This is a genomic window from Pseudoxanthomonas sp. z9 (assembly GCF_006542425.1).
In the GTDB taxonomy this organism is placed as follows: Bacteria; Pseudomonadota; Gammaproteobacteria; order Xanthomonadales; family Xanthomonadaceae; genus Pseudoxanthomonas_A.
The window spans coordinates 18902-38252 of sequence record NZ_VFID01000004.1; the positions used below are offsets into that span (position 1 = coordinate 18902).

The following is a 19351-nucleotide window of genomic DNA, read 5'->3' on the forward strand; positions in this document are numbered from 1 at the left end:
CGCCAGGGCGGTCATTGCCAGAACCGGATGAGCACGGCCAGCAGTGCAATCAGGCCGAGGATCATCGCGAAGGCGTAGTGGTAGAGGAAACCCGACTGGGTACGGCGCAACAGGTTGGCGGCCAGGTCCACGATGCGGGCGCTGCCGTTGACGGCCACGCCGTCGATCAGGTGAGTATCGATGGCACGCGACGCCTTGCCGAGCTTCACGCTGCCGCCGGCCAGTCCACCGATCCACAGATCATCCATGCCGTACTTGTTCTCCAGGATGCGGACCGGCAACGCGAATATCTTGCGCAGCTTGCCCGGCAGTTCCGGCTTGATCAGGTACAGGAAGGTCGCCAGGAGGAAACCGGCCACGGTCAGCAGGAACGGCGGCGCCTGCATGCCGTGCAGGGCGAATTCGAACGGACCGTGGAAGGTTTCCTTCAATTGGCCCACCGTGTCCGAAGCCGGCGTGATGAAGTCGATCGCGCCCAGGAAGAACGGCAGTTGCTCGTGGTGGCCGCTCCAGTCGGTGCCGAACAGCATCGGCCCGACGGTGAAGTAGCCGATCAGGATCGACGGGATCGCCAGCAGGATCAGCGGCACGGTCACCACCCACGGCGATTCGTGCGGTTCGTGCGCGCCATGGTGGCCATGATCGTCGCCATGGTGATCATCATGCGCATCGTTATGCGTATCGGCATGGTGATCGTCGTGGCCGTGATCGGCATGGGCCTCGCGGAAGCGCTCCTTGCCGTGGAAGGTCAGGTACAGCAGGCGGAAGCTGTAGAAGCTGGTGACGAACACGCCCAGCAGCACCGCCCAGTAGCCGTAGTTGGCGACCCATTCGCTGGGACCGCTGATGCCCTGCGCCATCGTGCCCAGCTCGGCCACCTTGTGGGCGAACTCGCCGGCCTGCTCCTGGTGGTGCTTGGCCGCCTCGATGATGGTGTCCTTGGAATAGAAGCCGGACAGGAACGGCGTTCCGACCAGCGCCAGGGTACCGATCAGGCTGGTGATCCAGGTGATCGGCATGTACTTGCGCAGGCCGCCCATCTTGCGCATGTCCTGCTCGTGGTGCATGCCGATGATGACCGAGCCGGCGGCCAGGAACAGCAGCGCCTTGAAGAACGCGTGGGTCATCAGGTGGAACACCGCCGCCGAATACGCCGACACGCCCAGTGCCACGGTCATGTAGCCCAGCTGCGACAGGGTGGAGTACGCGACCACGCGCTTGATGTCGTTCTGCACGATGCCGATCAGGCCGGTGAAGAACGCGGTGGTGGCGCCGATGAACAGCACGAAGTCCAGCGCGGTCTGCGACAGCTCGAACAGCGGCGACATGCGCGCCACCATGAAGATGCCGGCGGTCACCATCGTCGCCGCGTGGATCAGCGCCGAGATCGGGGTCGGGCCTTCCATCGAGTCCGGCAGCCAGACGTGCAGCGGCACCTGGGCCGACTTGCCCATCGCACCGATGAACAGGCAGATGCAGATGAGGGTGGCCATCGACCAGATCAGCGGCTGGTCCAGCACCTGCCAGGTAAACACGCCCGGGATGCTGATGGCGCCGGACCATACCGGAATCGCCTTGCCGGCAAGCAGCGGCGCGTTGGCGAACACGGTGGCGTAGTCCAGCGTGCCGAACATGAACAACACCGCGGCGATACCCAGCAGGAAGCCGAAGTCGCCGACGCGGTTGACCAGGAACGCCTTGAGGTTGGCGAAGATCGCCGACGGGCGCTTGAACCAGAAACCGATCAGCAGGTACGAGACCAGGCCCACCGCTTCCCAGCCGAAGAACAGCTGCAGGAAGTTGTTGCTCATCACCAGCATCAGCATGCTGAAGGTGAAAAGCGAGATGTAGCTGAAGAAGCGCTGGTAACCCGGGTCTTCGGCCATGTAGCCGATGGTGTAGATGTGCACCAGCAACGAGACGAAGGTCACCACCACCATCATCATCGCGGTCAGCTTGTCGATCATGAAACCGACGTGCGCGCTGTAGTTGCCCACCTCGAAGAAGGTGTAGACATTCTGGTTGAACGGCGAGGCGCCCTGCCCGACCAGCTGGTACAGCACCCAGCCCGACAGCGCGCAGCTGACGGCAACGCCCAGGATGGTGACGACATGCGAGCCGGCGCGGCCGACCTGGCGGCCGAACAGCCCGGCGATGATGCTGCCCAGCAGCGGCGCCAGCACGATGGCCAGCAGCACGTTCTTGGAAATTGCGACTTCCAGACCTGTCATGGGTGCATCAGCCTTTGAGCGTGTCGACTTCGGCGACGTTGATCGTGCGCCGGGTGCGGAACAGGGTGACCAGGATCGCCAGGCCGATGGCGGCCTCGGCGGCGGCCACGGTCAGGATGAAGAACACGAAGATCTGGCCGGCGGCGTCGCCCAGTTCGCGGGAGAATGCAACGAAGTTGATGTTCACCGACAGCAGCATCAGCTCGATGGACATCAGCAGCACGATGACGTTCTTGCGGTTGAGGAAGATGCCGGCCAGGCTGATGCAGAACAGCACCGCGCCCAGCGCCAGCAGGTGACCCAGGGTAATCATGCCTTGCCCTCCCCTTCGGCAGCTTCATCGGCGGGCGCGCGGACCGGCTTCTCGACCGCCATCTTGACCATGCGGATGCGATCGCCGGCCTTGACCCGCGACTGCTCGGACGGATCCTGGTGCTTGGCGCCCGCGCGGCGGCGCAGGGTCAGCATCACCGCGGCGACCACGGCCACGGTCAGGATCACGGCGGCGAACTCGAACGGCAGCAGGAATTCGGTGAACAGGCTGCGCGCCAGCCAGGCCGTGTTCGATACGTCGGCCGCGGCGGCGGCGGCATTGTCCGGGAACGCCGCGGCGGTGCGTGCCTTGACCCCGATCAGGGTCAGCATCTGCACCAGCATGGCGACCGCGACCACCACGCCGACCGGCAGGAATTTCACCCAGCCCTCGCGCATCTTGGCGACGTCGATGTCCAGCATCATCACCACGAACAGGAACAGCACCATCACCGCGCCCACGTAGACGAGGATCAATGCCACGCCGAGGAACTCGGCCCCGACCAGCAGCCAGATGCAGGCCACCGAGAAGAAGGTCAGGATGAGGCACAGCACGGCGTGCACCGGGTTGCGCACGCTGATCACCGCGCCGGCAGCGACCGCCGCCATGGCGGCGAAGATCCAGAAAGCGATATTTACCCAATCCATCTCTTGGACCTCAGCGGAATGCGGCGTCGGCGGCGCGACGCTCGGCGATTTCGGCTTCCAGCCGATCGCCCAGCGCCAGCAGCTGCGGCTTGGTGACGATGTTCTGGCCGCGCTTGTCGAAGTGGTACTCCAGCACGTGCGTTTCGACGATCGAGTCCACCGGGCAGCTTTCCTCGCAGAAGCCGCAGTAGATGCACTTGAACAGGTCGATGTCGTAACGGGTGGTGCGGCGGGTGCCGTCCTCGCGCGGAGCCGAGTCTATGGTGATGGCCAGTGCCGGGCAGACCGCCTCGCACAGCTTGCAGGCGATGCAGCGCTCTTCCCCGTTGGGATAGCGGCGCAGCGCATGCAGGCCGCGGAAACGCGGCGACTGCGGGAACTTCTCCATCGGATACATCACGGTGTACTTGGGCTTGAACGCATATTTCAGCGTCAGCCACAGTCCGCCCAGCAACTCGAGCAGCATCAGGCTCTTGAAGTAATGGATGACCTTGTTCATTGCGTCAGACACCCTTCTCGAACACGCCAAAGAACACCATCACCGCCGTCACCGCGATCCACGCGATGGTCAGCGGAATGAACACCTTCCAGCCCAGCCGCATGATCTGGTCGTAGCGGTAGCGCGGGAAGCTCGCACGGAACCAGATGTACGCGCTGGCGAAGAACAGCACCTTCAGCAGCAGCCACGGCCAGCCGCCGGTCCAGATCCAGTTGACCCAGGGTGACACGTCGGCGGTGATCCAGCCCTGCAGCGGGCTCAACCAACCGCCCATGAAGAACAGCGACACCAGGAAGCTGACCAGGATCATGTTGGCGTATTCGGCCAGGAAGAACAGCGCGAATGCCGCGCCCGAATACTCGACCATGTGGCCGGCGACGATTTCCGATTCGCCTTCCACCACGTCGAACGGCGAGCGGTTGGTTTCGGCGACGCCGGACACCCAGTACACGATGAACAGCGGGAACAGCGGCAGCCAGAACCATTCGAAGAAGCCGTTGTTGCCGGCCTGCGCCAGCACGATCTCGCTCAGGTTCAGACTGCCCGCGGCGATCAGCACGCCGACCAGGGCGAAGCCCATCGCGATTTCGTAGCTGACCACCTGCGCGGCCGAACGCATCGCGCCCAGGAACGCATACTTCGAGTTGGACGCCCAGCCGGCGATGATGATGCCGTACACGCCCAGCGAGGTCATCGCCAGCAGGTACAGCAGGCCGGCGTTGGCGTTGGACAGCACCAGCTTGGCGTCGAACGGCACCACCGCCCAGGCGGCGAACGCCGGCGCCAGCGTGATCAGCGGAGCGATGATGTACATCGCCTTCTGCGCGCTGCTGGGCTGGATGATTTCCTTGAACAGCAGTTTGAACACGTCGGCGAAGGCCTGGAAGATGCCCATGCCCACGTACATCGGTCCGTGGCGGACGTGCATCCAGCCAATCAGCTTGCGTTCCCAGACCACGTAGAAGGCCACCGAGATGATCACCGGCACGGCGATCACCAGGATCTTCAGCACGATCCACAACGCGACACCGATGTCGCCCAGCGCGAAGAACCACTCGCGGAGCGGTCCGACGGCATTGATCAACAGCTCGTTCATGCGCTCACCACCGTGACACGTCCGGCGCCCAGCGGCGCGGTCGCGCCGTAGCCGCTCTCAATCCAGGCACTGCCCTTGGCCACGCGGGCGTCCACCACCACCGGCAGGGTCGCGGTGCCATTGCTCGAACCCACCTTGGCGATGGTGCCTTCGGCCACGCCGGCGGACTGCGCGTCGGCCGGATTCAGCACGATGCGCGCGCCGGTGTTGAGCGGATGCGCCTGCAGCGCCTCGGCCCGGCGGACCGTGCCGTCGGTGCGATAAATCGCCGCGCTGACCGCCAGTTCCAGGCCCTCGCCCGCCGTGGCGGGTGCCGCCGAACGCGCGACGCTCACCGGCGCGTTGCCGGCAATGGCGGCGCGCACGCCGGCCAAATCGGTGAATTCGAACGACGGCAACTGCAGCTCGCCGCCCAGCGCGCGCAGCACGCGCCAGCCCTCGCGGGCCTCGCCCGGCAGCTTGCCGGCGGCCTGGGTACGCTGGTCGGTGCCGTCCAGGTTGGTCAGGGTGGCTTCGATTTCCGGCAGCGCGCCAATCGGCAGGATCACGTCGGCGACGTCGCGGGTGGACTTGCAGGCGAAGTGGCTGAACGCCACCACCTTGGCCGACGACAGCGCGCGCGCGGCGGCCGGCGTATCGGCGAAGTCCAGGCCCGGCTCGATGCCGTAGATGACGTAGGCCTTGCGCGGCTCGGCCAGCATGCCGGCCACGTCGCGGCGCGACGGCAGCACGCCGTGGCGGGCCAGGCCCACCGCGTTGGCGCCCTGCGGGATGCGGCACAGCGAGGCGCCGGTGGCGGCGGCGAATTCGCCGGCGGCCTGGCGCAGCGCCGAAGCCTGCGGATGGTTCTCGGCAATGCCGCCGACAACCAGCACGGCATGGCTGCCGGCCTTGGCGGCCTCGCGCAGGGCGGCTTCGTTGAGCGCGCCGGCCAGCTGCGACGGCGGCACGATGTGCTTGCCGGCGATGCCGAACGCGAAGTCGAAGTCGACCGGGTTGACCACGTGCACCCTGGCGCCCTTGCGCTGGGCCTTGCGGATGCGCTGGTGCAGCAGCGGCAGCTCGTGGCGGATGTTGGTGCCGAACAGCACGATGACGTCGGCCTTCTCGATGTCCGCCAGCGGCAGCGCGAACGCTTCGGCCACGGCGCCATCGGAGAAGTCGCGGTTGTTGATGCGGTGATCGACGTTGCCGCTGCCGAGGCCGGCGGCCAGCTTCGCCAGCAATCCACCCTCCTCGTTCGAGGTCGCCGGATGCACCAGCACGCCCAACTCGTCGCCGGCGTTGCCGCGCAGGATCTCGGCGGCGGCGGCCAGGCCCTCGGACCAGGACACTTCGCGCCATTCGCCATTGACCTTCTGCAACGGCTTGACCGCGCGGTCGTCGCTGTACAGGCCCTGGTGCGAATAGCGATCGCGATCCGACAGCCAGCATTCGTTGACCGCTTCGTTCTCGCGCGGCACGGTGCGCAGCACCTGGCCACGGCGGGAGTGGACGAACAGGTTGGAACCCATCGCGTCGTGATAGCCGACGGATTCGCGCGCGATCAGTTCCCATGGACGGGCGCGGAACTGGAACACCTTGTTGGTCAGCGCGCCCACCGGGCAGACGTCGATGACGTTGCCGGAGATTTCGGTGGTCAGCGGCTTGCCGTCGTAGGTGCCGATCTGCAGGTTCTCGCCGCGGTACATGCCGCCCAGCTCGTAGGTGCCGGCGACGTCCGCGGTGAAGCGCACGCAGCGCGTGCACTGGATGCAGCGGGTCATCTCGGTGGCGACCAGCGGGCCGATGTCCTCGTCGGGCACCACGCGCTTGCGCTCCTGGAAGCGGCTGACCGAGCGACCGTAGCCCAGCGACAGATCCTGCAGTTCGCACTCGCCGCCCTGATCGCAGATCGGGCAGTCGAGCGGATGGTTGATCAGCAGGAACTCCATCACGTTGCGCTGCGACTTCAGCGCCTTCTCGCTGCGGGTCTGGATCTTCATGCCATCCATGACCGGCGTGGCGCAGGCCGGCGCCGGCTTGGGCATCTTCTCGACGTCGACCAGGCACATGCGGCAGTTCGCCGCGATCGGCAACTTCTCGTGGTAGCAGAAGCGCGGGATCGGAATCCCGGCCTTGTCCGCGGCCTGGATGATCATCGAACCCTTCGGCGCGGCCATCTCGACGCCGTCGATGAAGACGGTGACGTGGTCGGGCGGGAGGTTCGGGTTGACGGGCTGCGCACTCATGCGGCCACCTTGCCTTCAATGACCGTGCCGGCGCGCTGGTCGTCGACCAGGAACCGCTTGTTGACGATCGCGTACTCGAATTCGTGCCAGAAATGGCGCAGGAAGCCCTGCACCGGCCATGCCGCGGCTTCGCCGAAGGCGCAGATGGTGTGGCCCTCGATCTGGCCGGCGGCGGCCTTCAGCATGTGCAGGTCGTCCAGGGTCGCCTTCTGTTCGGCGATGCGGGTCAGCATGCGGTACATCCAGCCGGTGCCTTCGCGGCACGGCGTGCACTGGCCGCAGCTTTCCTTGAAATAGAAACGCGCGATGCGCTGGCAGGCGCGCACCATGCAGGCGGTCTCGTCCATCACCACGACCGCGCCCGAGCCCAGGCCGGAGCCGGCTTTCTGGATGCTGTCATAGTCCATGGTCAGGCCCATCATGGTCTCGCCCGGCAGCACCGGCATCGAGGAACCACCCGGAATCACCGCCTTGATCTTGTGGCCGTTGCGGATGCCGCCGGCCATTTCCAGCAGTTCGGCGAACGGCGTGCCCAGGCGGATCTCGTAGTTGCCCGGACGCGCGACATGGCCGGAGACCGAGAAGATCTTCGGACCGCCGTTGTTGGGCTTGCCCAGGTTGAGGAACCACTCCGCGCCGTTGCGGATGATCGCCGGCACCGAGGCATAGGTCTCGGTGTTGTTGATGGTGGTCGGCTTGCCGTACAGGCCGAAGTTGGCCGGGAACGGCGGCTTGAAGCGCGGCTGGCCCTTCTTGCCTTCCAGCGACTCCATCAGCGCGGTCTCTTCGCCGCAGATGTAGGCGCCCGCGCCCAGCGCGTTGAAGATGTCGATGTCGATGCCGGAACCGAGGATGTTCTTGCCCAGCCAGCCGTGCTTGTAGGCTTCGGCGGTGGCCTCTTCCAGGTGCTCGAACGGCTCGTGGTGGAACTCGCCGCGCAGGTAGTTGTAGCCCACGGTGGAACCGGTGGCGTAGCAGGCGATCGCCATGCCCTCGATGACCGCGTGCGGGTTGAATCGCAGGATGTCGCGATCCTTGGCGGTGCCCGGCTCGGATTCGTCGGAGTTGCAGAGGATGTACTTCTGCATGTCGCCCTTGGGCATGAAGCTCCACTTCAGGCCGGTCGGGAAGCCCGCGCCGCCGCGGCCGCGCAGGCCGGACTGCTTGACCATCTCGACCACGTCGGCCGGCGGGATCTTCTCTTCGAGGATCTTGCGCAGCGCGCTGTAGCCGCCGGTCTTGAGGTAGTTCTCGTACGACCACGGCTTGTCGAAATGCAGCGTGGTGTAGACGACCTGGTGCTCCTTCGGCGCCGGGCCCACCGGGCCGTAACCTTCGGATGTGTGCGGATGATGTGCCATGCGCTTACTCCAGCCCGTCCAGCAATTCGTCGACCTGGGCCGGCGTCAGCTTCTCGTGGTAATGGCCGTTGATCACGACCACCGGCGCGCCGCAGCAGGCGGCGACGCATTCTTCTTCCCGCTTCAGGAACACCCGGCCATCGGCGGTGGATTCGCCCAGCTTGCAGCCGAGCTTCTTCTCGGCGTGCCTGACCAGATCCTCGGCGCCGTTGAGCCAACAGCTGATGTTGGTGCAGAAGGCGACGTTGTTGCGGCCCACCTTCTCGGTCTCGAACATCGAGTAGAAGCTGGCGACCTCGTAGGCCCACACCGGCGGGATGTCCAGGTACCTGGCGACCGCGGCGATCAGCTCGTCGCTCAGCCAGCCGCCGTTCTGCTCCTGCGCCGCGTGCAGACCCTGCAGCACCGCCGAGCGCTTGCGGTCGGGCGGGAACTTGGTCAGCCAATGATCGATATGCGCTCGCGTCTTGTCGCTCAGCGCCACCAGGGGATCGACGTTCTGCGTCGCCTCGAAATTGCCTGTGGCCCTCATCGGTCCACCTCACCGAAAACCAGATCGTAAGTACCAATCATGGCGACCACGTCCGGCAGCATGTGGCCGCGGACGATGGCATCCATGGAAGAAAGATGGGCGAAGCCCGGCGCGCGCAGCTTCACCCGGAACGGCTTGTTGGCGCCGTCGGACACCAGGTAGCAGCCGAATTCGCCCTTGGGCGCTTCCACCGCCGAGTAGGTCTCGCCGGCCGGCACGCAGTAGCCTTCGCTGAACAGCTTGAAGTGATGGATCAGCGCTTCCATGTCGTCCTTCATCTCCTCGCGCTTGGGAGGGGCGACCTTGAAGTTCTTGACCATCACCGGGCCGGGGTTGGCCTTCAGCCACTTCACGCACTGGGCGATGATGCGGTTGGATTCGCGCATCTCGGCCACGCGGACCAGGTAGCGGTCGTAGCAATCGCCCTCGACGCCCAACGGGATGTCGAAGTCGACCGCATCGTACTTGGCGTATGGCTGCTTCTTGCGCAGATCCCAGGCGATGCCCGAGCCGCGCAGCATCACGCCGGTCATGCCCCAGGCGCGCGCCTGTTCCGGACTGATCACGCCGATGCCGACGGTGCGCTGCTTCCAGATGCGGTTGTCGGTGAGCAGGGTTTCGTACTCGTCGACGCGCTTGGGGAACTCGCGGGTGAAGTCTTCCAGGAAATCCAGCATCGAGCCGTCGCGCGCGTTGTTCAGGCGCTTCAGCGCCTGGCCCTTGCGCCACGGGGATTCCTTGTACTTCGGCATCCGGTCCGGCAGATCGCGATAGACGCCACCCGGACGGTAGTAGGTCGCGTGCATGCGCGCGCCGCTGACCGCCTCGTAGCAGTCCATCAGCTCCTCGCGCTCGCGGAAGGCGTACAGCATCACCGCCATCGCCCCCAGGTCGAGCGCGTTGGAGCCGATCCACATCAGGTGGTTCAGGATGCGGGTGATTTCGTCGAACATCGTGCGGATGTACTGCGCGCGTTCCGGCGCCTCGATCCCCATCAGGGTCTCGATCGCGCGCACGTAGGCGTGCTCGTTGCACATCATCGACACGTAATCCAGGCGATCCATGTAGCCGATCGACTGATTGAACGGCTTGGATTCGGCCAGCTTCTCGGTGCCACGATGCAGCAGGCCGACGTGCGGGTCGGCGCGCATGATGGTTTCGCCGTCCATTTCCAGGATCAGGCGGAGAACGCCGTGCGCCGCGGGATGCTGCGGGCCGAAGTTCATCGTGTAGTTGCGAATCTCCTGCTTGGACTCTTCAGGATTGCTCGCAAACGCAATGGGGGACTGTTGCGTACTCATCACTTGCTGCCCTCGCCCGCGGCGGCTTCGCCGATCGCGGTCTGGTAGCGCGCGTCGTCGCGGATCACGCGCGGCACGCCGACGCGCGGCTCGACCGAGGTGACCGGCTCGTAGACCACGCGCTTCTTCTCTTCGTCGTAGCGCACTTCGACGTTGCCGATCAGCGGGAAGTCCTTGCGGAACGGATGGCCGACGAAACCGTAGTCGGTCAGGATGCGGCGCAGATCCGGATGGCCCTCGAACACGATGCCGTACAGGTCGAACGCCTCGCGCTCGAACCAGTTGGCACCCGGCCACAGGTCGGTGACCGAGGCCACCACCGGCAGATCATCGTTCGGCGCGAAGCAGCGCACGCGCAGGCGCTGGTTGTGCTGGTACGACAACAGGTGCAGGACCACCGCGAAGCGGCGCTCGGGACCGGCGCCGCGCGGGCGCTGTTCCCAGTCGAAGCGGCCTGGGCCAAAGCCCTCGACGCCACGGCTGAACCCTTCGGACGACACGTCCGAGGTGTCCCACTCCGCGCTGCCGTAGCCCAGGTAGTCGACGCCGCAGACGTCGACCGCCTGCTCGAATCCGAACTCGTCGCGCAGGGCGCGGCAGACCTCATGCCAGGACGCGGACGGCACCTCGAGGGTGACCTCTTCGCGGGTTCCGGCAACCGTGATCACCGCATCGGCGAAGCGCGCGCGCAACCGGTCGGTGAAATTTGCAGCTTGCTCGGCCATGGGGCGTAGCGTGCTCTCGGAAAGGAAAACGGGTGGAACGGGAAGCAGGCCGGCGCGCTCAGCGCGCGATGGTCTGCGTGCGCCAGATCTTCTTCTGCAACTGCAGGATGCCGTAGACCAGCGCTTCGGCGGTCGGCGGGCAGCCCGGCACGTACACGTCGACAGGCACGATGCGATCGCAGCCGCGGACGACCGAATACGAGTAGTGGTAGTAACCGCCACCGTTGGCGCAGCTGCCCATCGAGATGACCCACTTCGGGTCGGGCATCTGGTCGTAGACCTTGCGCAGCGCCGGGGCCATCTTGTTGACCAGGGTGCCAGCCACGATCATCACGTCCGACTGGCGCGGCGACGGGCGGAACACCACGCCGTAGCGGTCCAGGTCCAGGCGCGAGGCGCCGGCGTGCATCATCTCGACCGCGCAGCAGGCCAGGCCGAAGGTCATCGGCCACATCGAGCCGGTGCGCGCCCAGTTCATCAACGCGTCGACGCTGGTGGTCACGTAGCCCTTTTCCAGCAGCGGGTTGTCGCCTTCCGGCCGCAGGATGTCGTCCACCCGCCCTTCCGGGATCGGGTTGGTCATCAGGCGATCGAGGGTCTGGATCACTCCCATTCGAGCGCTCCCTTCTTCCAAACGTAAATGAAGCCGAGGAACAGCATGCCGACGAACAGGCCCATGGTGACCAGTGCGCGGGGGCCGAGCTCCTGGAAAACCAGGGTCCACGGGACGATGAAAATGATTTCCAGGTCGAAGACGATGAACTGGATGGCGATCAGGTAATAGCGCACGTCGAACTTCATTCGCGCGTCTTCGAAGGCCTCGAAGCCGCATTCGTACGGCGACAGCTTCTGGGCGTCGGGGCGCCGGGGGCCGAGGAAGCGTCCCGCCAGGATCAGCGCGATGCCGATGCCGGTGGCGACGATCAGGAACAACAGGGTCGGCAGATAGTTGGCCAGCACTCGCGTTTCTCTTCTTGTCCTACCTGCCCCGCTCCCGGCCTGCACGCCGGAGCGTGTCGCCTTGGTGGGGCACTGCATTCCGCTGTGGGACCGCGTGGTACGCGCGGTTTGCGCGGGTGCGCAAGGAGCAGCGGTCGAGGTGACTCGGGCCCGGCCGCGGCATCCACCGTGTCCCGCCGCAGGCGGCGGTGACCGATCCGATCCTGGCCCTTCCGCAGTTCGTACCTGGCCTGGAATGGATCGGCGGAATTGTACCGGTTAGTGAACTGACTAGTAAACGTTTACGAAGCTGTACGCGGCGCTTTTCACGGACAAAAGAAAAGCCCGCTTGCGCGGGCTTCGCTTTCCATTGCCGCGGCCGGCCGGCATGTCACCGGTTCGCCGCTTCGATTGGTGCCCAAGAGGGGACTCGAACCCCTACAGCTTTCGCCGCTACCACCTCAAGGTAGTGCGTCTACCAATTCCGCCACCTGGGCTTTGAAACTCTGCAACCGGTCACCGATTGCGGGCCGGTATTGTAGCCCGGTTCAACCGCCCTGTGACGGTGCTTCCACCGGCGGCAGGTCCTGCTGCGGCTGGCTGCCGGTTGCCGGCGCCGGCGCGGCCGGCACGGTGGTCGGGGCCGCCTGCGGCTGGGCCGCGGGTGCCGCGGGCACCGTGGTCGGCTGCGCGGGGACCGACAACTCGCCGGCGGCGGGGGCGCCGGCCGGGGCCTGCTGCTGGGTCATCACGCCCAGGTTCTGCTGGGTGGTCGGACGCGCGCTGTGCGAGGCATGCCAGGCCATGAACAGGGTGATGCCGAAGAAGGCGATGGCCAGCCACTTGGTGCTCTTGGACAGGAAGTTGGACGCGCCGCGCGCGCCGAACACCGTGCCCGAGGCGCCAGCGCCGAAGCCGGACCCGGCCTGCGCGCCCGAACCGCGCTGCATCAGCACCAGCGCGATGATCGCAATGGCGATCAGCACGTAGACCACATTGAGGATCAGCATCATTTCGAATTCGTCCCGAAACAGGTTGGAAGGCCCGGCCATGGCCGGACCCGCGGGGTGTCAGCCCCGCTCCGCCGCCGCTTTCGCGATGGCGAGAAAATCGCGCGCCACCAACGACGCACCACCCACCAGCCCTCCATCGACATCGGGCTGCGCGAACAGTTCCGCGGCGTTGTCGGGCTTGACGCTGCCGCCATACAGGATGGGCAGCGAATCGGCGATTCTAGCATCGCGTCCGGCCACTTCGCCACGGATGAATGCATGAACGGCCTGGGCCTGGGCGGGGCTGGCGGTGCGGCCGGTGCCAATGGCCCAGACCGGTTCATAGGCCACGATGGCCCGTTCGAACGCTTCTACCCCCGCAGCGTCCAGGACCGCCCGCAGCTGCGCGCCGACCACCGCCTCGGTCTGCCCCGCGTCGCGCTGCGCCAGGCTTTCGCCCAGGCAAAGTACCGGCACCAGGCCCGCGTTGCGCGCGGCGATGAACTTGCGCGCGACCAGTTCGTTGTCCTCGTGATGGTACTGGCGGCGTTCGGAATGGCCGACCAGGCCATGGGTGGCGCCGACATCGACCAGCATCGAGGCGGAAACCTCGCCCGTATAGGCGCCCTTCTCGTTGCTGCTCACGTCCTGCGAACCCAGCGCGAAGCCCTGCGGCGCGTAGTCCTCGACCAGTTCGCCCAGATACGGCAGCGGCGGCAGGATCAGCACGTCCCCCCCCGCCAGTGGCAGGCCCGCGGCAATCTCGTCCATCAGGGCATAGGCGAACTGGCGGTCGCCGTGGAGCTTCCAGTTTCCGGCCACGATCTTGCGGCGCATAAGACCAATTCCTGTCCAGTGGGCGCGCAAGGATAGCCGATGTGGGATTTCCGGCAAGCGCGGCCGCACGCATTACCATGCGGCGGAACCCGAGTCTTGGCATCGACAGGAGTCCTCGCATGTCCTCCACGCCTTCCGGCTACGCCCTGATCACCGGCGCCTCCAGCGGCATCGGCGCGGAAATCGCGCGCGAATATGCGCGCCGTGGCGTACCGCTGATCCTGACCGCACGCCGACAGGAGCGCCTGGATGCGCTGGCGGCGGAACTGCGCCCGCAGGTGCCGGTGGAAGTGATTGCCGCCGACCTCGCCGCCGCCGATGGCGTGGCCGGCCTGTGCGAGGCCATCCAGGCGCGCGGCCTGGCCGTGCGCGTGCTGGTCAACAACGCGGGCTTCGGCGTGCCTGGCCGCTACCAGAACCGCGAATGGCCGGACCATGCCGCGTTCCTGCAGGTGATGATCCATGCGGTGTGCGAACTGACCTGGCGGCTGCTGCCCTCGCTGCGTGCTTTCCCGGACGGTCGCATCCTCAGCGTCGCCTCTTTCGCGGGGCTGATGCCGGGCTCCAACGGCCAGACCCTGTACGCCGCCGCCAAGGCCTTCCTGATCAAGTTCAGCGAGTCGCTGGCGCAGGAAAACGCCGACCGCGGCATGAAGGTCTGCGCGCTCTGTCCCGGCTTCACCTGGTCGGAATTCCACGACGTCACCGGCACCCGCGCGATGATGGACAAGCTGCCGAAGAAGCTGTGGCTGCAGGCCGACGCGGTGGCGCGCGCCGGCATCGACGGCCTGGAGCGCGGACGCGTGATCGTGGTGCCGGGCTGGCGCTACCGCCTGCTGCACGGAGTCACCCGGCACCTGTCGGATCACGCGCGGTTCCGGTTGATGAGCCGGAATTCCTCACGGATCCGCAAGGTGGATTGAGCGGCGGGAAAATCTTGCGGGCGGTCGGAAATTCCGTCGCCGGATGGAAAAAAGCCCGCGGCCGGAGGCCGCTCCTGCGGGATTCCGCATTGCGCGCCCCAGAAGCGCCATTCCGGCGCGGGCCCTCTTGCCCGGGACAGCGGATGCCCGGGGCGATGCGTCCCTTACTTGAGCTTGATCTCGCGCAGGCGCTCTTCGAGGTAGCCCTGGGCGGTGATCGCCTCGGGATAGCGCTTGGGATTGTCGGTGCTGATCGTCGAGGGCAACACGTCGATCAGGAAATCCGGATTCGGGTGCAGGAAGAACGGCACCGAATAGCGCGGCTTGCGCGCCTCCTCGCCCGGCGGGTTCACCACCCGGTGGGTGGTGGACGGATACACGTGGTTGGTCAGCCGCTGCAGCATGTCGCCGATGTTGACCACGATAGTGTCCGCGTCGGAGGTGAACGGCACCCACTCGCCCTGCTTGGACTTCACTTCCAGGCCGGCGGCACTGGCGCCGACCAGCAGGGTGATCAGGTTGATGTCCTCGTGTGCGCCGGCACGCACGTTGGGAATGTCGTCGGCGGTGATCGGCGGATAGTGGATCGGCCGCAGGATCGAATTGCCGGAGTGGGTCTTGTCGGCGAAATAGTCCTCGGCCAGCCCGATGTGCAGCGCCAGCGCCGACAGCACCCGCGCGCCCAATCTGTCCAGCGCGTCGTAGAGGCCGTAGCCATGTTTGCGGAATCCGGGCACTTCGTCCGGCCACAGGTTCGGCGGCATCACCTCGCGGTACTTCGAGTCATCGGGAATCTCGCGGCCGATATGCCAGAACTCCTTCAGATCGAAATGCCTGGAGTCCTTGGCGGTCTCCACGCCGAACGGCGTGTAGCCGCGCGCGCCGCCACCACCCGGCACGTGGTATTTGCGCTTGGTCTCCTCGGGCAACGCGAAGAAACGCTTGAACACCTCGTAGGCGGCATCGATATCGGCCTGCGGGATGCCATGGTTGCGGATGCCGGCAAAACCCCATTCGCGGTAGGCGGCGCCCAGTTCGGCCACGAAAGCCTCGCGGTCGGTGTCGAAACGGGTGATGTCCAGGGTGGGAATACGGGAACTCATTCACTTGCTCCAGGAAGGCGCGGCGGCATCATTCCAGCCGACCGGCGCCAGGATTGCATTGATCGGCCTCAAGCCGCGGCGGCGCGCACGGCCTCGGCCAGCTTCTCCAGCGTGGCCTGCATCAGCGCGTCGTCGTCGGCCTCGACGGTCACCCGCACCACCGGCTCGGTGCCGGACGGGCGCAGGAAGGCGCGGCCGCGGCCAGACACCGCCGCCTGCGCCTCGGCCAGCGCGGCCTGCACGCTGGCGGCCTCGGCCGGGCGTCCACCGTTGGCCAGTTTCACGTTGATGGTCTTCTGCGGCACCTTGGATAGGCCGGCCAGCGCCTGGCGCAGCGACTGCCCGCCACTCTTGAGCACTTCCAGCACCTGCAATGCGCTGACGATGGCGTCACCGGTGGTCGCGCGATCCAGGCACAGCAGGTGGCCTGAGGTTTCACCGCCCAGCACGCCGCCGCCCTCGACCAGGCCCTGGTGGACATAGCGATCGCCGACCTTGACCCGCACGAACGGCACCTGGCGCTCGGCCAGCGCGCGCTCCAGACCGTAGTTGGTCATCAGCGTGCCGATCACCGCGCCCTTCAGGCGCCCGCTCTGCTGCCAGGCGGTGGCCAGTACGTACAGCAGGTCGTCGCCATCGACCGGATTGCCCTGGTCGTCGGCCATCAGCACGCGATCGCCGTCGCCGTCGAAGGCGATGCCCAGATCCGCGCCGGTCTCGCGCACCTTGCGGGCGAGATTGTCGATGTGCATCGAACCGACGCCGTCGTTGATGTTCAGGCCGTTGGGCTCGGCGCCGATGGTGATGACGTCCGCCCCCAGCTCACGGAACAGCAGCGGGGCGATGTGGTAGGTCGCGCCATGCGCGCAGTCCAGCACGATCTTCAGGCCGCGCAGGTCGAAGCCACGCGGCACGCTGGCCTTGCAGAACTCGATGTAGCGGCCGACCACGTCGCGGCTGCGGATGGCCTTGCCCAGCTTTTCCGACTCGACGGTGACGAAATCGCCGTCCAGCGCCGCTTCGATCGCCGCCTCGGTGGCGTCGTCCAGCTTCTCGCCCTCGGCCGAGAAGAACTTGATGCCGTTGTCATAGTGCGGGTTGTGCGAAGCACTGATGACGATGCCCGCGTCGGCGCCGAGGGTACGCGACAGGAACGCCACCGCCGGGGTCGGCATCGGCCCCATCAGCTGCACGTCGGCGCCGGCGGCGACCAGCCCGGCTTCCAGCGCGGCTTCGAACATGTAGCCGGAAATGCGGGTGTCCTTGCCGATCACCACCGTCGGGCGGCGACCATTGCGCTCGGCCAGTACGCGCCCCAGCGCGTTGCCCAGGCGCAGGACGAAATCGGCCGAGATCGGGCCCTGCCCGACCCGCCCGCGGATGCCGTCGGTGCCGAAATACTTGCGACTCATCAGGTTGCCTCCTTGCTCAGGCGATGACTTCGGTTTCCTGCGGGCGCGGCTGGTTCAGCAGCAGCGCGAGCAGATCGCCCAGGCGATCGCGCATTTCCCGGCGGTCGCAGATCTGGTCGATGGCGCCGTGCTCCAACAGGAACTCGGCGCGCTGGAAACCTTCCGGCAGCGTTTCGCGCACGGTCTGCTCGATCACGCGCGGACCGGCAAAGCCGATCAGCGCTTCCGGCTCGGCGATATTGATGTCACCCAGCATCGCGAACGAGGCCGAGGCGCCACCGAAAGTGGGATGGGTGCTGACCGAGATGTACGGGATGCCCTGCTCGCGCAGGCGCGCCAGCGCGGCCGAGGTCTTGGCCATCTGCATCAGCGAGAACAGGCTTTCCTGCATGCGCATGCCGCCACTGGCGGCGAACGACACCAGCGGCACGCGATCGGCCAGGGCGCGCTCGGCGGCGCGGGCGAACTTCTCGCCGCTGACCGACCCCATCGAACCGCCCATGAAGGCGAAATCCATGGCGCAGGCCACCAGCGGACGCTGTTTCAGGGTGCCCTTCATCGCCACCAGCGAGTCGTGCTCGCCGGTGGCCTTCTGCGCCGCCTTGAAACGGTCGGAATACTTCTTCTGGTCGCGGAACTTCAGCACGTCGACCGGCGCCAGCCCGGTGCTGATTTCCTCGATGCTGCCCGGATCGAACAGCGCCTGCAGGCGCGCACGGGCGCGGATGGACATGTGGAAGCCGCACTTGGGGCAGACTTCCAGGTTTTCTTCCAGTTCCGGGCGGTAGAGCACCGCGCCGCAGCGGTCGCACTTCTCCCACAGCCCTTCCGGCACGCTGCGTTTGCTTTTGGCGCCACCGCCCTCGGTGCGGATGCCCGACGGCATCAGTTTGCTGAGCCAGCTCATGCGTTATCGACAATCCCGTTCAGGTGCCCATCCCGCGGATGGGCAGACGGGTCAGTTTAGCAGGCCGTCCAAGGCCGCCCGTCACCCCCGGCGGGTGCGGGCTCAGGGCTGGTCCAAGGCCTGCCGGAGCGGGGCCAGGAATGCGGCCGCGCGGGCGGGCGCGGTTTCGGCGGCATCGGGACGGGCCAGTTCGGTGACCAGCGCGCTGCCTACCACCACCCCGTCGGCGTCCGCCGCCATGGCACGGGCGCTGGCGGCATCCCGGATGCCGAAGCCGGCGGCGACCGGCGCCTTGGCCAGGGAACGGATGCGGCGCAGCCGGTCGCCGGCGGCGCGGGTATCCAGGCGTTCGGACGCGCCGGTGACGCCGGCGAAGCTGACGTAGTACAGGTAGCCCTGGGCTTCTTCACAGAGCATGGCCATGCGCTCGTCGGAGGTGGTCGGCGAAGCGAGCATGATCAGGGCCAGGCCGTGCCGGTTGAAGGCGGCGCGGGTTTCGTCGGCCTCTTCCGGCGGCAGGTCCACCAGCAGCACGCCGTCCACCCCCGCCTGCACGGCCGCTTCGGCGAAGCGCACCGTGCCGTGGATCTCGACCGGGTTCAGGTACCCCATCAGGACGACGGGGGTAGCCGTGTCCTGCTTGCGGAACGACGCCACGGCATCGAGCACGTAGCGCAGGCCGGCACCACGTGCCAGCGCGCGCTCGGAGCTGCGCTGGATGGTCGGGCCGTCGGCCATCGGATCGGAGAACGGGACGCCGAGTTCGATCACGTCGGCGCCCGCCTCCACCAGCGCGTGCATCACCGGCACGGTGTCCTCCAACGAAGGATCCCCGGCGGTGATGAACGGAATGAGCGCCTTGCGGCCGGCGGCGCGCAATTCCGAAAAGCGCTGGTCGAATCGGCTCATTCCGGCTTGGTTTCCTGGTTGTCCGTCGAGCCGGCCTGCGCTTCGTTGAAGGCGGCGTATTCGGCGGCCAGTTCCGATTCGCCGACGTTCAGGCCGCGCTCGGCTCCCAGCGCGTCCAGGTGCTCGTTGAGCATCCGCCGGTACATGTTGGTCATGTAGTCGAGGAAATCCTTGCGCGAAGCCGCGGCGTCACCTTCGAAGGACAGGTAGACGTGCGAGTTGAAACGCGCGGCGGCATACAGCGAGGCGACGCTGATGCGCTTGAGGCCCTGCTGCTTGGCCTGGCGGTTGGTCAGTTCCAGGTACTCGTTGACGCAGGTGAAGAAGGCCGGATCGAGCTGGTTCGGATTCTGCTGGGCCTGCGGATCGTTCTGCTGTTCGGTCATTGCACTG

At 66.5% G+C, this 19351-nt stretch carries 20 protein-coding genes and 1 tRNA gene; 1 reads left to right on the forward strand and 20 read right to left on the reverse strand.

Features of this window, described 5'->3' with window-relative positions; all coding sequences use genetic code 11:
- Positions 1-11: 11 nt before the first annotated feature.
- The 15 genes from nuoL to tpiA all read right to left on the reverse strand — a co-directional run bounded on the left by nuoL (position 12) and on the right by tpiA (position 13704).
- The gene (gene nuoL / locus FG323_RS04650) at positions 12-2222 is read right to left on the reverse strand and encodes an NADH-quinone oxidoreductase subunit L (protein WP_141453783.1); all 2211 of its coding nucleotides are present in this window, start codon (positions 2220-2222) and stop codon (positions 12-14) included.
- 16 nt (positions 2223-2238) lie between these two features.
- Positions 2239-2544 carry an NADH-quinone oxidoreductase subunit NuoK gene (gene nuoK, locus FG323_RS04655; RefSeq protein WP_141453291.1) on the reverse strand — a complete coding sequence of 102 codons (306 nt, stop codon included), beginning with the start codon at positions 2542-2544 and terminating at the stop codon, positions 2239-2241.
- Positions 2541-3191 (reverse strand): NADH-quinone oxidoreductase subunit J, encoded by a 651-nt coding sequence (locus FG323_RS04660; RefSeq protein ID WP_141453292.1) that lies wholly within the window; start codon positions 3189-3191, stop codon positions 2541-2543. The genes nuoK and FG323_RS04660 overlap by 4 nt, the downstream gene beginning before the upstream one ends.
- A 10-nt stretch (positions 3192-3201) precedes the next feature.
- Positions 3202-3690 carry an NADH-quinone oxidoreductase subunit NuoI gene (nuoI, locus tag FG323_RS04665; protein ID WP_141453293.1) on the reverse strand — a complete coding sequence of 163 codons (489 nt, stop codon included), beginning with the start codon at positions 3688-3690 and terminating at the stop codon, positions 3202-3204.
- A 4-nt stretch (positions 3691-3694) separates the two neighbouring features.
- Positions 3695-4786: an NADH-quinone oxidoreductase subunit NuoH gene (gene nuoH / locus FG323_RS04670; protein WP_141453294.1), complete on the reverse strand. Its 1092-nt coding sequence runs from the start codon at positions 4784-4786 to the stop codon at positions 3695-3697.
- Complete coding sequence (gene nuoG, locus FG323_RS04675) at positions 4783-7017, reverse strand: NADH-quinone oxidoreductase subunit NuoG (protein WP_141453295.1); 2235 nt, start codon at positions 7015-7017, stop codon at positions 4783-4785. Before nuoG ends, nuoH begins: the two co-directional genes overlap by 4 nt.
- Positions 7014-8378 carry an NADH-quinone oxidoreductase subunit NuoF gene (gene nuoF / locus FG323_RS04680; RefSeq protein ID WP_141453296.1) on the reverse strand — a complete coding sequence of 455 codons (1365 nt, stop codon included), beginning with the start codon at positions 8376-8378 and terminating at the stop codon, positions 7014-7016. Before nuoF ends, nuoG begins: the two co-directional genes overlap by 4 nt.
- A 4-nt stretch (positions 8379-8382) precedes the next feature.
- Entirely contained in the window at positions 8383-8910 is a 528-nt protein-coding gene (gene nuoE, locus FG323_RS04685) for an NADH-quinone oxidoreductase subunit NuoE (RefSeq protein WP_141453297.1), read from the reverse strand.
- On the reverse strand, positions 8907-10214 hold the full coding sequence (locus FG323_RS04690; RefSeq protein WP_141453298.1) for an NADH-quinone oxidoreductase subunit D: 1308 nt from the start codon (positions 10212-10214) through the stop codon (positions 8907-8909). Before FG323_RS04690 ends, nuoE begins: the two co-directional genes overlap by 4 nt.
- Positions 10211-10936: an NADH-quinone oxidoreductase subunit C gene (locus FG323_RS04695; RefSeq protein ID WP_141453299.1), complete on the reverse strand. Its 726-nt coding sequence runs from the start codon at positions 10934-10936 to the stop codon at positions 10211-10213. The genes FG323_RS04690 and FG323_RS04695 overlap by 4 nt, the downstream gene beginning before the upstream one ends.
- Positions 10937-10994: 58 nt before the next feature.
- Entirely contained in the window at positions 10995-11549 is a 555-nt protein-coding gene (locus FG323_RS04700; protein WP_141453300.1) for an NADH-quinone oxidoreductase subunit B, read from the reverse strand.
- Positions 11540-11896, reverse strand: coding sequence for an NADH-quinone oxidoreductase subunit A (locus FG323_RS04705; RefSeq protein ID WP_141453301.1), 357 nt, complete (start codon positions 11894-11896; stop codon positions 11540-11542). The genes FG323_RS04700 and FG323_RS04705 overlap by 10 nt, the downstream gene beginning before the upstream one ends.
- 391 nt (positions 11897-12287) lie before the next feature.
- Positions 12288-12372: transfer RNA gene (locus FG323_RS04710), tRNA-Leu, on the reverse strand.
- Between the two features lie 51 nt (positions 12373-12423).
- On the reverse strand, positions 12424-12888 hold the full coding sequence (secG, locus tag FG323_RS04715) for a preprotein translocase subunit SecG (RefSeq protein WP_255470027.1): 465 nt from the start codon (positions 12886-12888) through the stop codon (positions 12424-12426).
- A gap of 57 nt (positions 12889-12945) precedes the next feature.
- Positions 12946-13704 (reverse strand): triose-phosphate isomerase, encoded by a 759-nt coding sequence (gene tpiA / locus FG323_RS04720; RefSeq protein WP_141453303.1) that lies wholly within the window; start codon positions 13702-13704, stop codon positions 12946-12948.
- Positions 13705-13823: 119 nt separating this feature from the next.
- Here tpiA and FG323_RS04725 point away from each other — a divergent pair, with 119 nt between their 5' ends.
- Positions 13824-14627 carry an SDR family oxidoreductase gene (locus tag FG323_RS04725; RefSeq protein ID WP_141453304.1) on the forward strand — a complete coding sequence of 268 codons (804 nt, stop codon included), beginning with the start codon at positions 13824-13826 and terminating at the stop codon, positions 14625-14627.
- 164 nt (positions 14628-14791) lie between these two features.
- On the opposite strand, the gene FG323_RS04730 is transcribed toward FG323_RS04725, so the two are convergent.
- From FG323_RS04730 to FG323_RS04750, 5 genes are all read right to left on the reverse strand, one after another.
- Entirely contained in the window at positions 14792-15730 is a 939-nt protein-coding gene (locus FG323_RS04730; RefSeq protein WP_141453305.1) for a 2-oxoglutarate and iron-dependent oxygenase domain-containing protein, read from the reverse strand.
- 68 nt (positions 15731-15798) lie between these two features.
- A complete protein-coding gene (gene glmM / locus FG323_RS04735; RefSeq protein WP_141453306.1) occupies positions 15799-17145 on the reverse strand; it encodes a phosphoglucosamine mutase in 1347 nt (448 codons plus the stop codon).
- Between the two features lie 13 nt (positions 17146-17158).
- Positions 17159-18049 (reverse strand): acetyl-CoA carboxylase, carboxyltransferase subunit beta, encoded by an 891-nt coding sequence (gene accD / locus FG323_RS04740; protein ID WP_141453307.1) that lies wholly within the window; start codon positions 18047-18049, stop codon positions 17159-17161.
- A gap of 102 nt (positions 18050-18151) precedes the next feature.
- Positions 18152-18958, reverse strand: coding sequence for a tryptophan synthase subunit alpha (trpA, locus tag FG323_RS04745; RefSeq protein WP_141453308.1), 807 nt, complete (start codon positions 18956-18958; stop codon positions 18152-18154).
- Entirely contained in the window at positions 18955-19344 is a 390-nt protein-coding gene (locus tag FG323_RS04750) for a DUF3144 domain-containing protein (protein WP_141453309.1), read from the reverse strand. Before FG323_RS04750 ends, trpA begins: the two co-directional genes overlap by 4 nt.
- Between the last annotated feature and the right edge of the window lie 7 nt (positions 19345-19351).

Coding starts and splice junctions, on each gene's coding strand:
- trpA (WP_141453308.1), bottom strand. CDS start 18,958: ATGAGCCGATTCGACCAGCGCTTTTCGGAATTGCGCGCCGCCGGCCGC.
- nuoH (WP_141453294.1), bottom strand. CDS start 4,786: ATGAACGAGCTGTTGATCAATGCCGTCGGACCGCTCCGCGAGTGGTTC.
- nuoG (WP_141453295.1), bottom strand. CDS start 7,017: ATGAGTGCGCAGCCCGTCAACCCGAACCTCCCGCCCGACCACGTCACC.
- tpiA (WP_141453303.1), bottom strand. CDS start 13,704: ATGCGCCGCAAGATCGTGGCCGGAAACTGGAAGCTCCACGGCGACCGC.
- FG323_RS04700 (WP_141453300.1), bottom strand. CDS start 11,549: ATGGGAGTGATCCAGACCCTCGATCGCCTGATGACCAACCCGATCCCG.
- nuoK (WP_141453291.1), bottom strand. CDS start 2,544: ATGATTACCCTGGGTCACCTGCTGGCGCTGGGCGCGGTGCTGTTCTGC.
- nuoE (WP_141453297.1), bottom strand. CDS start 8,910: ATGAGGGCCACAGGCAATTTCGAGGCGACGCAGAACGTCGATCCCCTG.
- FG323_RS04730 (WP_141453305.1), bottom strand. CDS start 15,730: ATGAGTTCCCGTATTCCCACCCTGGACATCACCCGTTTCGACACCGAC.
- nuoF (WP_141453296.1), bottom strand. CDS start 8,378: ATGGCACATCATCCGCACACATCCGAAGGTTACGGCCCGGTGGGCCCG.
- secG (WP_255470027.1), bottom strand. CDS start 12,888: ATGATGCTGATCCTCAATGTGGTCTACGTGCTGATCGCCATTGCGATC.
- FG323_RS04725 (WP_141453304.1), top strand. CDS start 13,824: ATGTCCTCCACGCCTTCCGGCTACGCCCTGATCACCGGCGCCTCCAGC.
- FG323_RS04695 (WP_141453299.1), bottom strand. CDS start 10,936: ATGGCCGAGCAAGCTGCAAATTTCACCGACCGGTTGCGCGCGCGCTTC.
- FG323_RS04660 (WP_141453292.1), bottom strand. CDS start 3,191: ATGGATTGGGTAAATATCGCTTTCTGGATCTTCGCCGCCATGGCGGCG.
- nuoI (WP_141453293.1), bottom strand. CDS start 3,690: ATGAACAAGGTCATCCATTACTTCAAGAGCCTGATGCTGCTCGAGTTG.
- accD (WP_141453307.1), bottom strand. CDS start 18,049: ATGAGCTGGCTCAGCAAACTGATGCCGTCGGGCATCCGCACCGAGGGC.
- FG323_RS04750 (WP_141453309.1), bottom strand. CDS start 19,344: ATGACCGAACAGCAGAACGATCCGCAGGCCCAGCAGAATCCGAACCAG.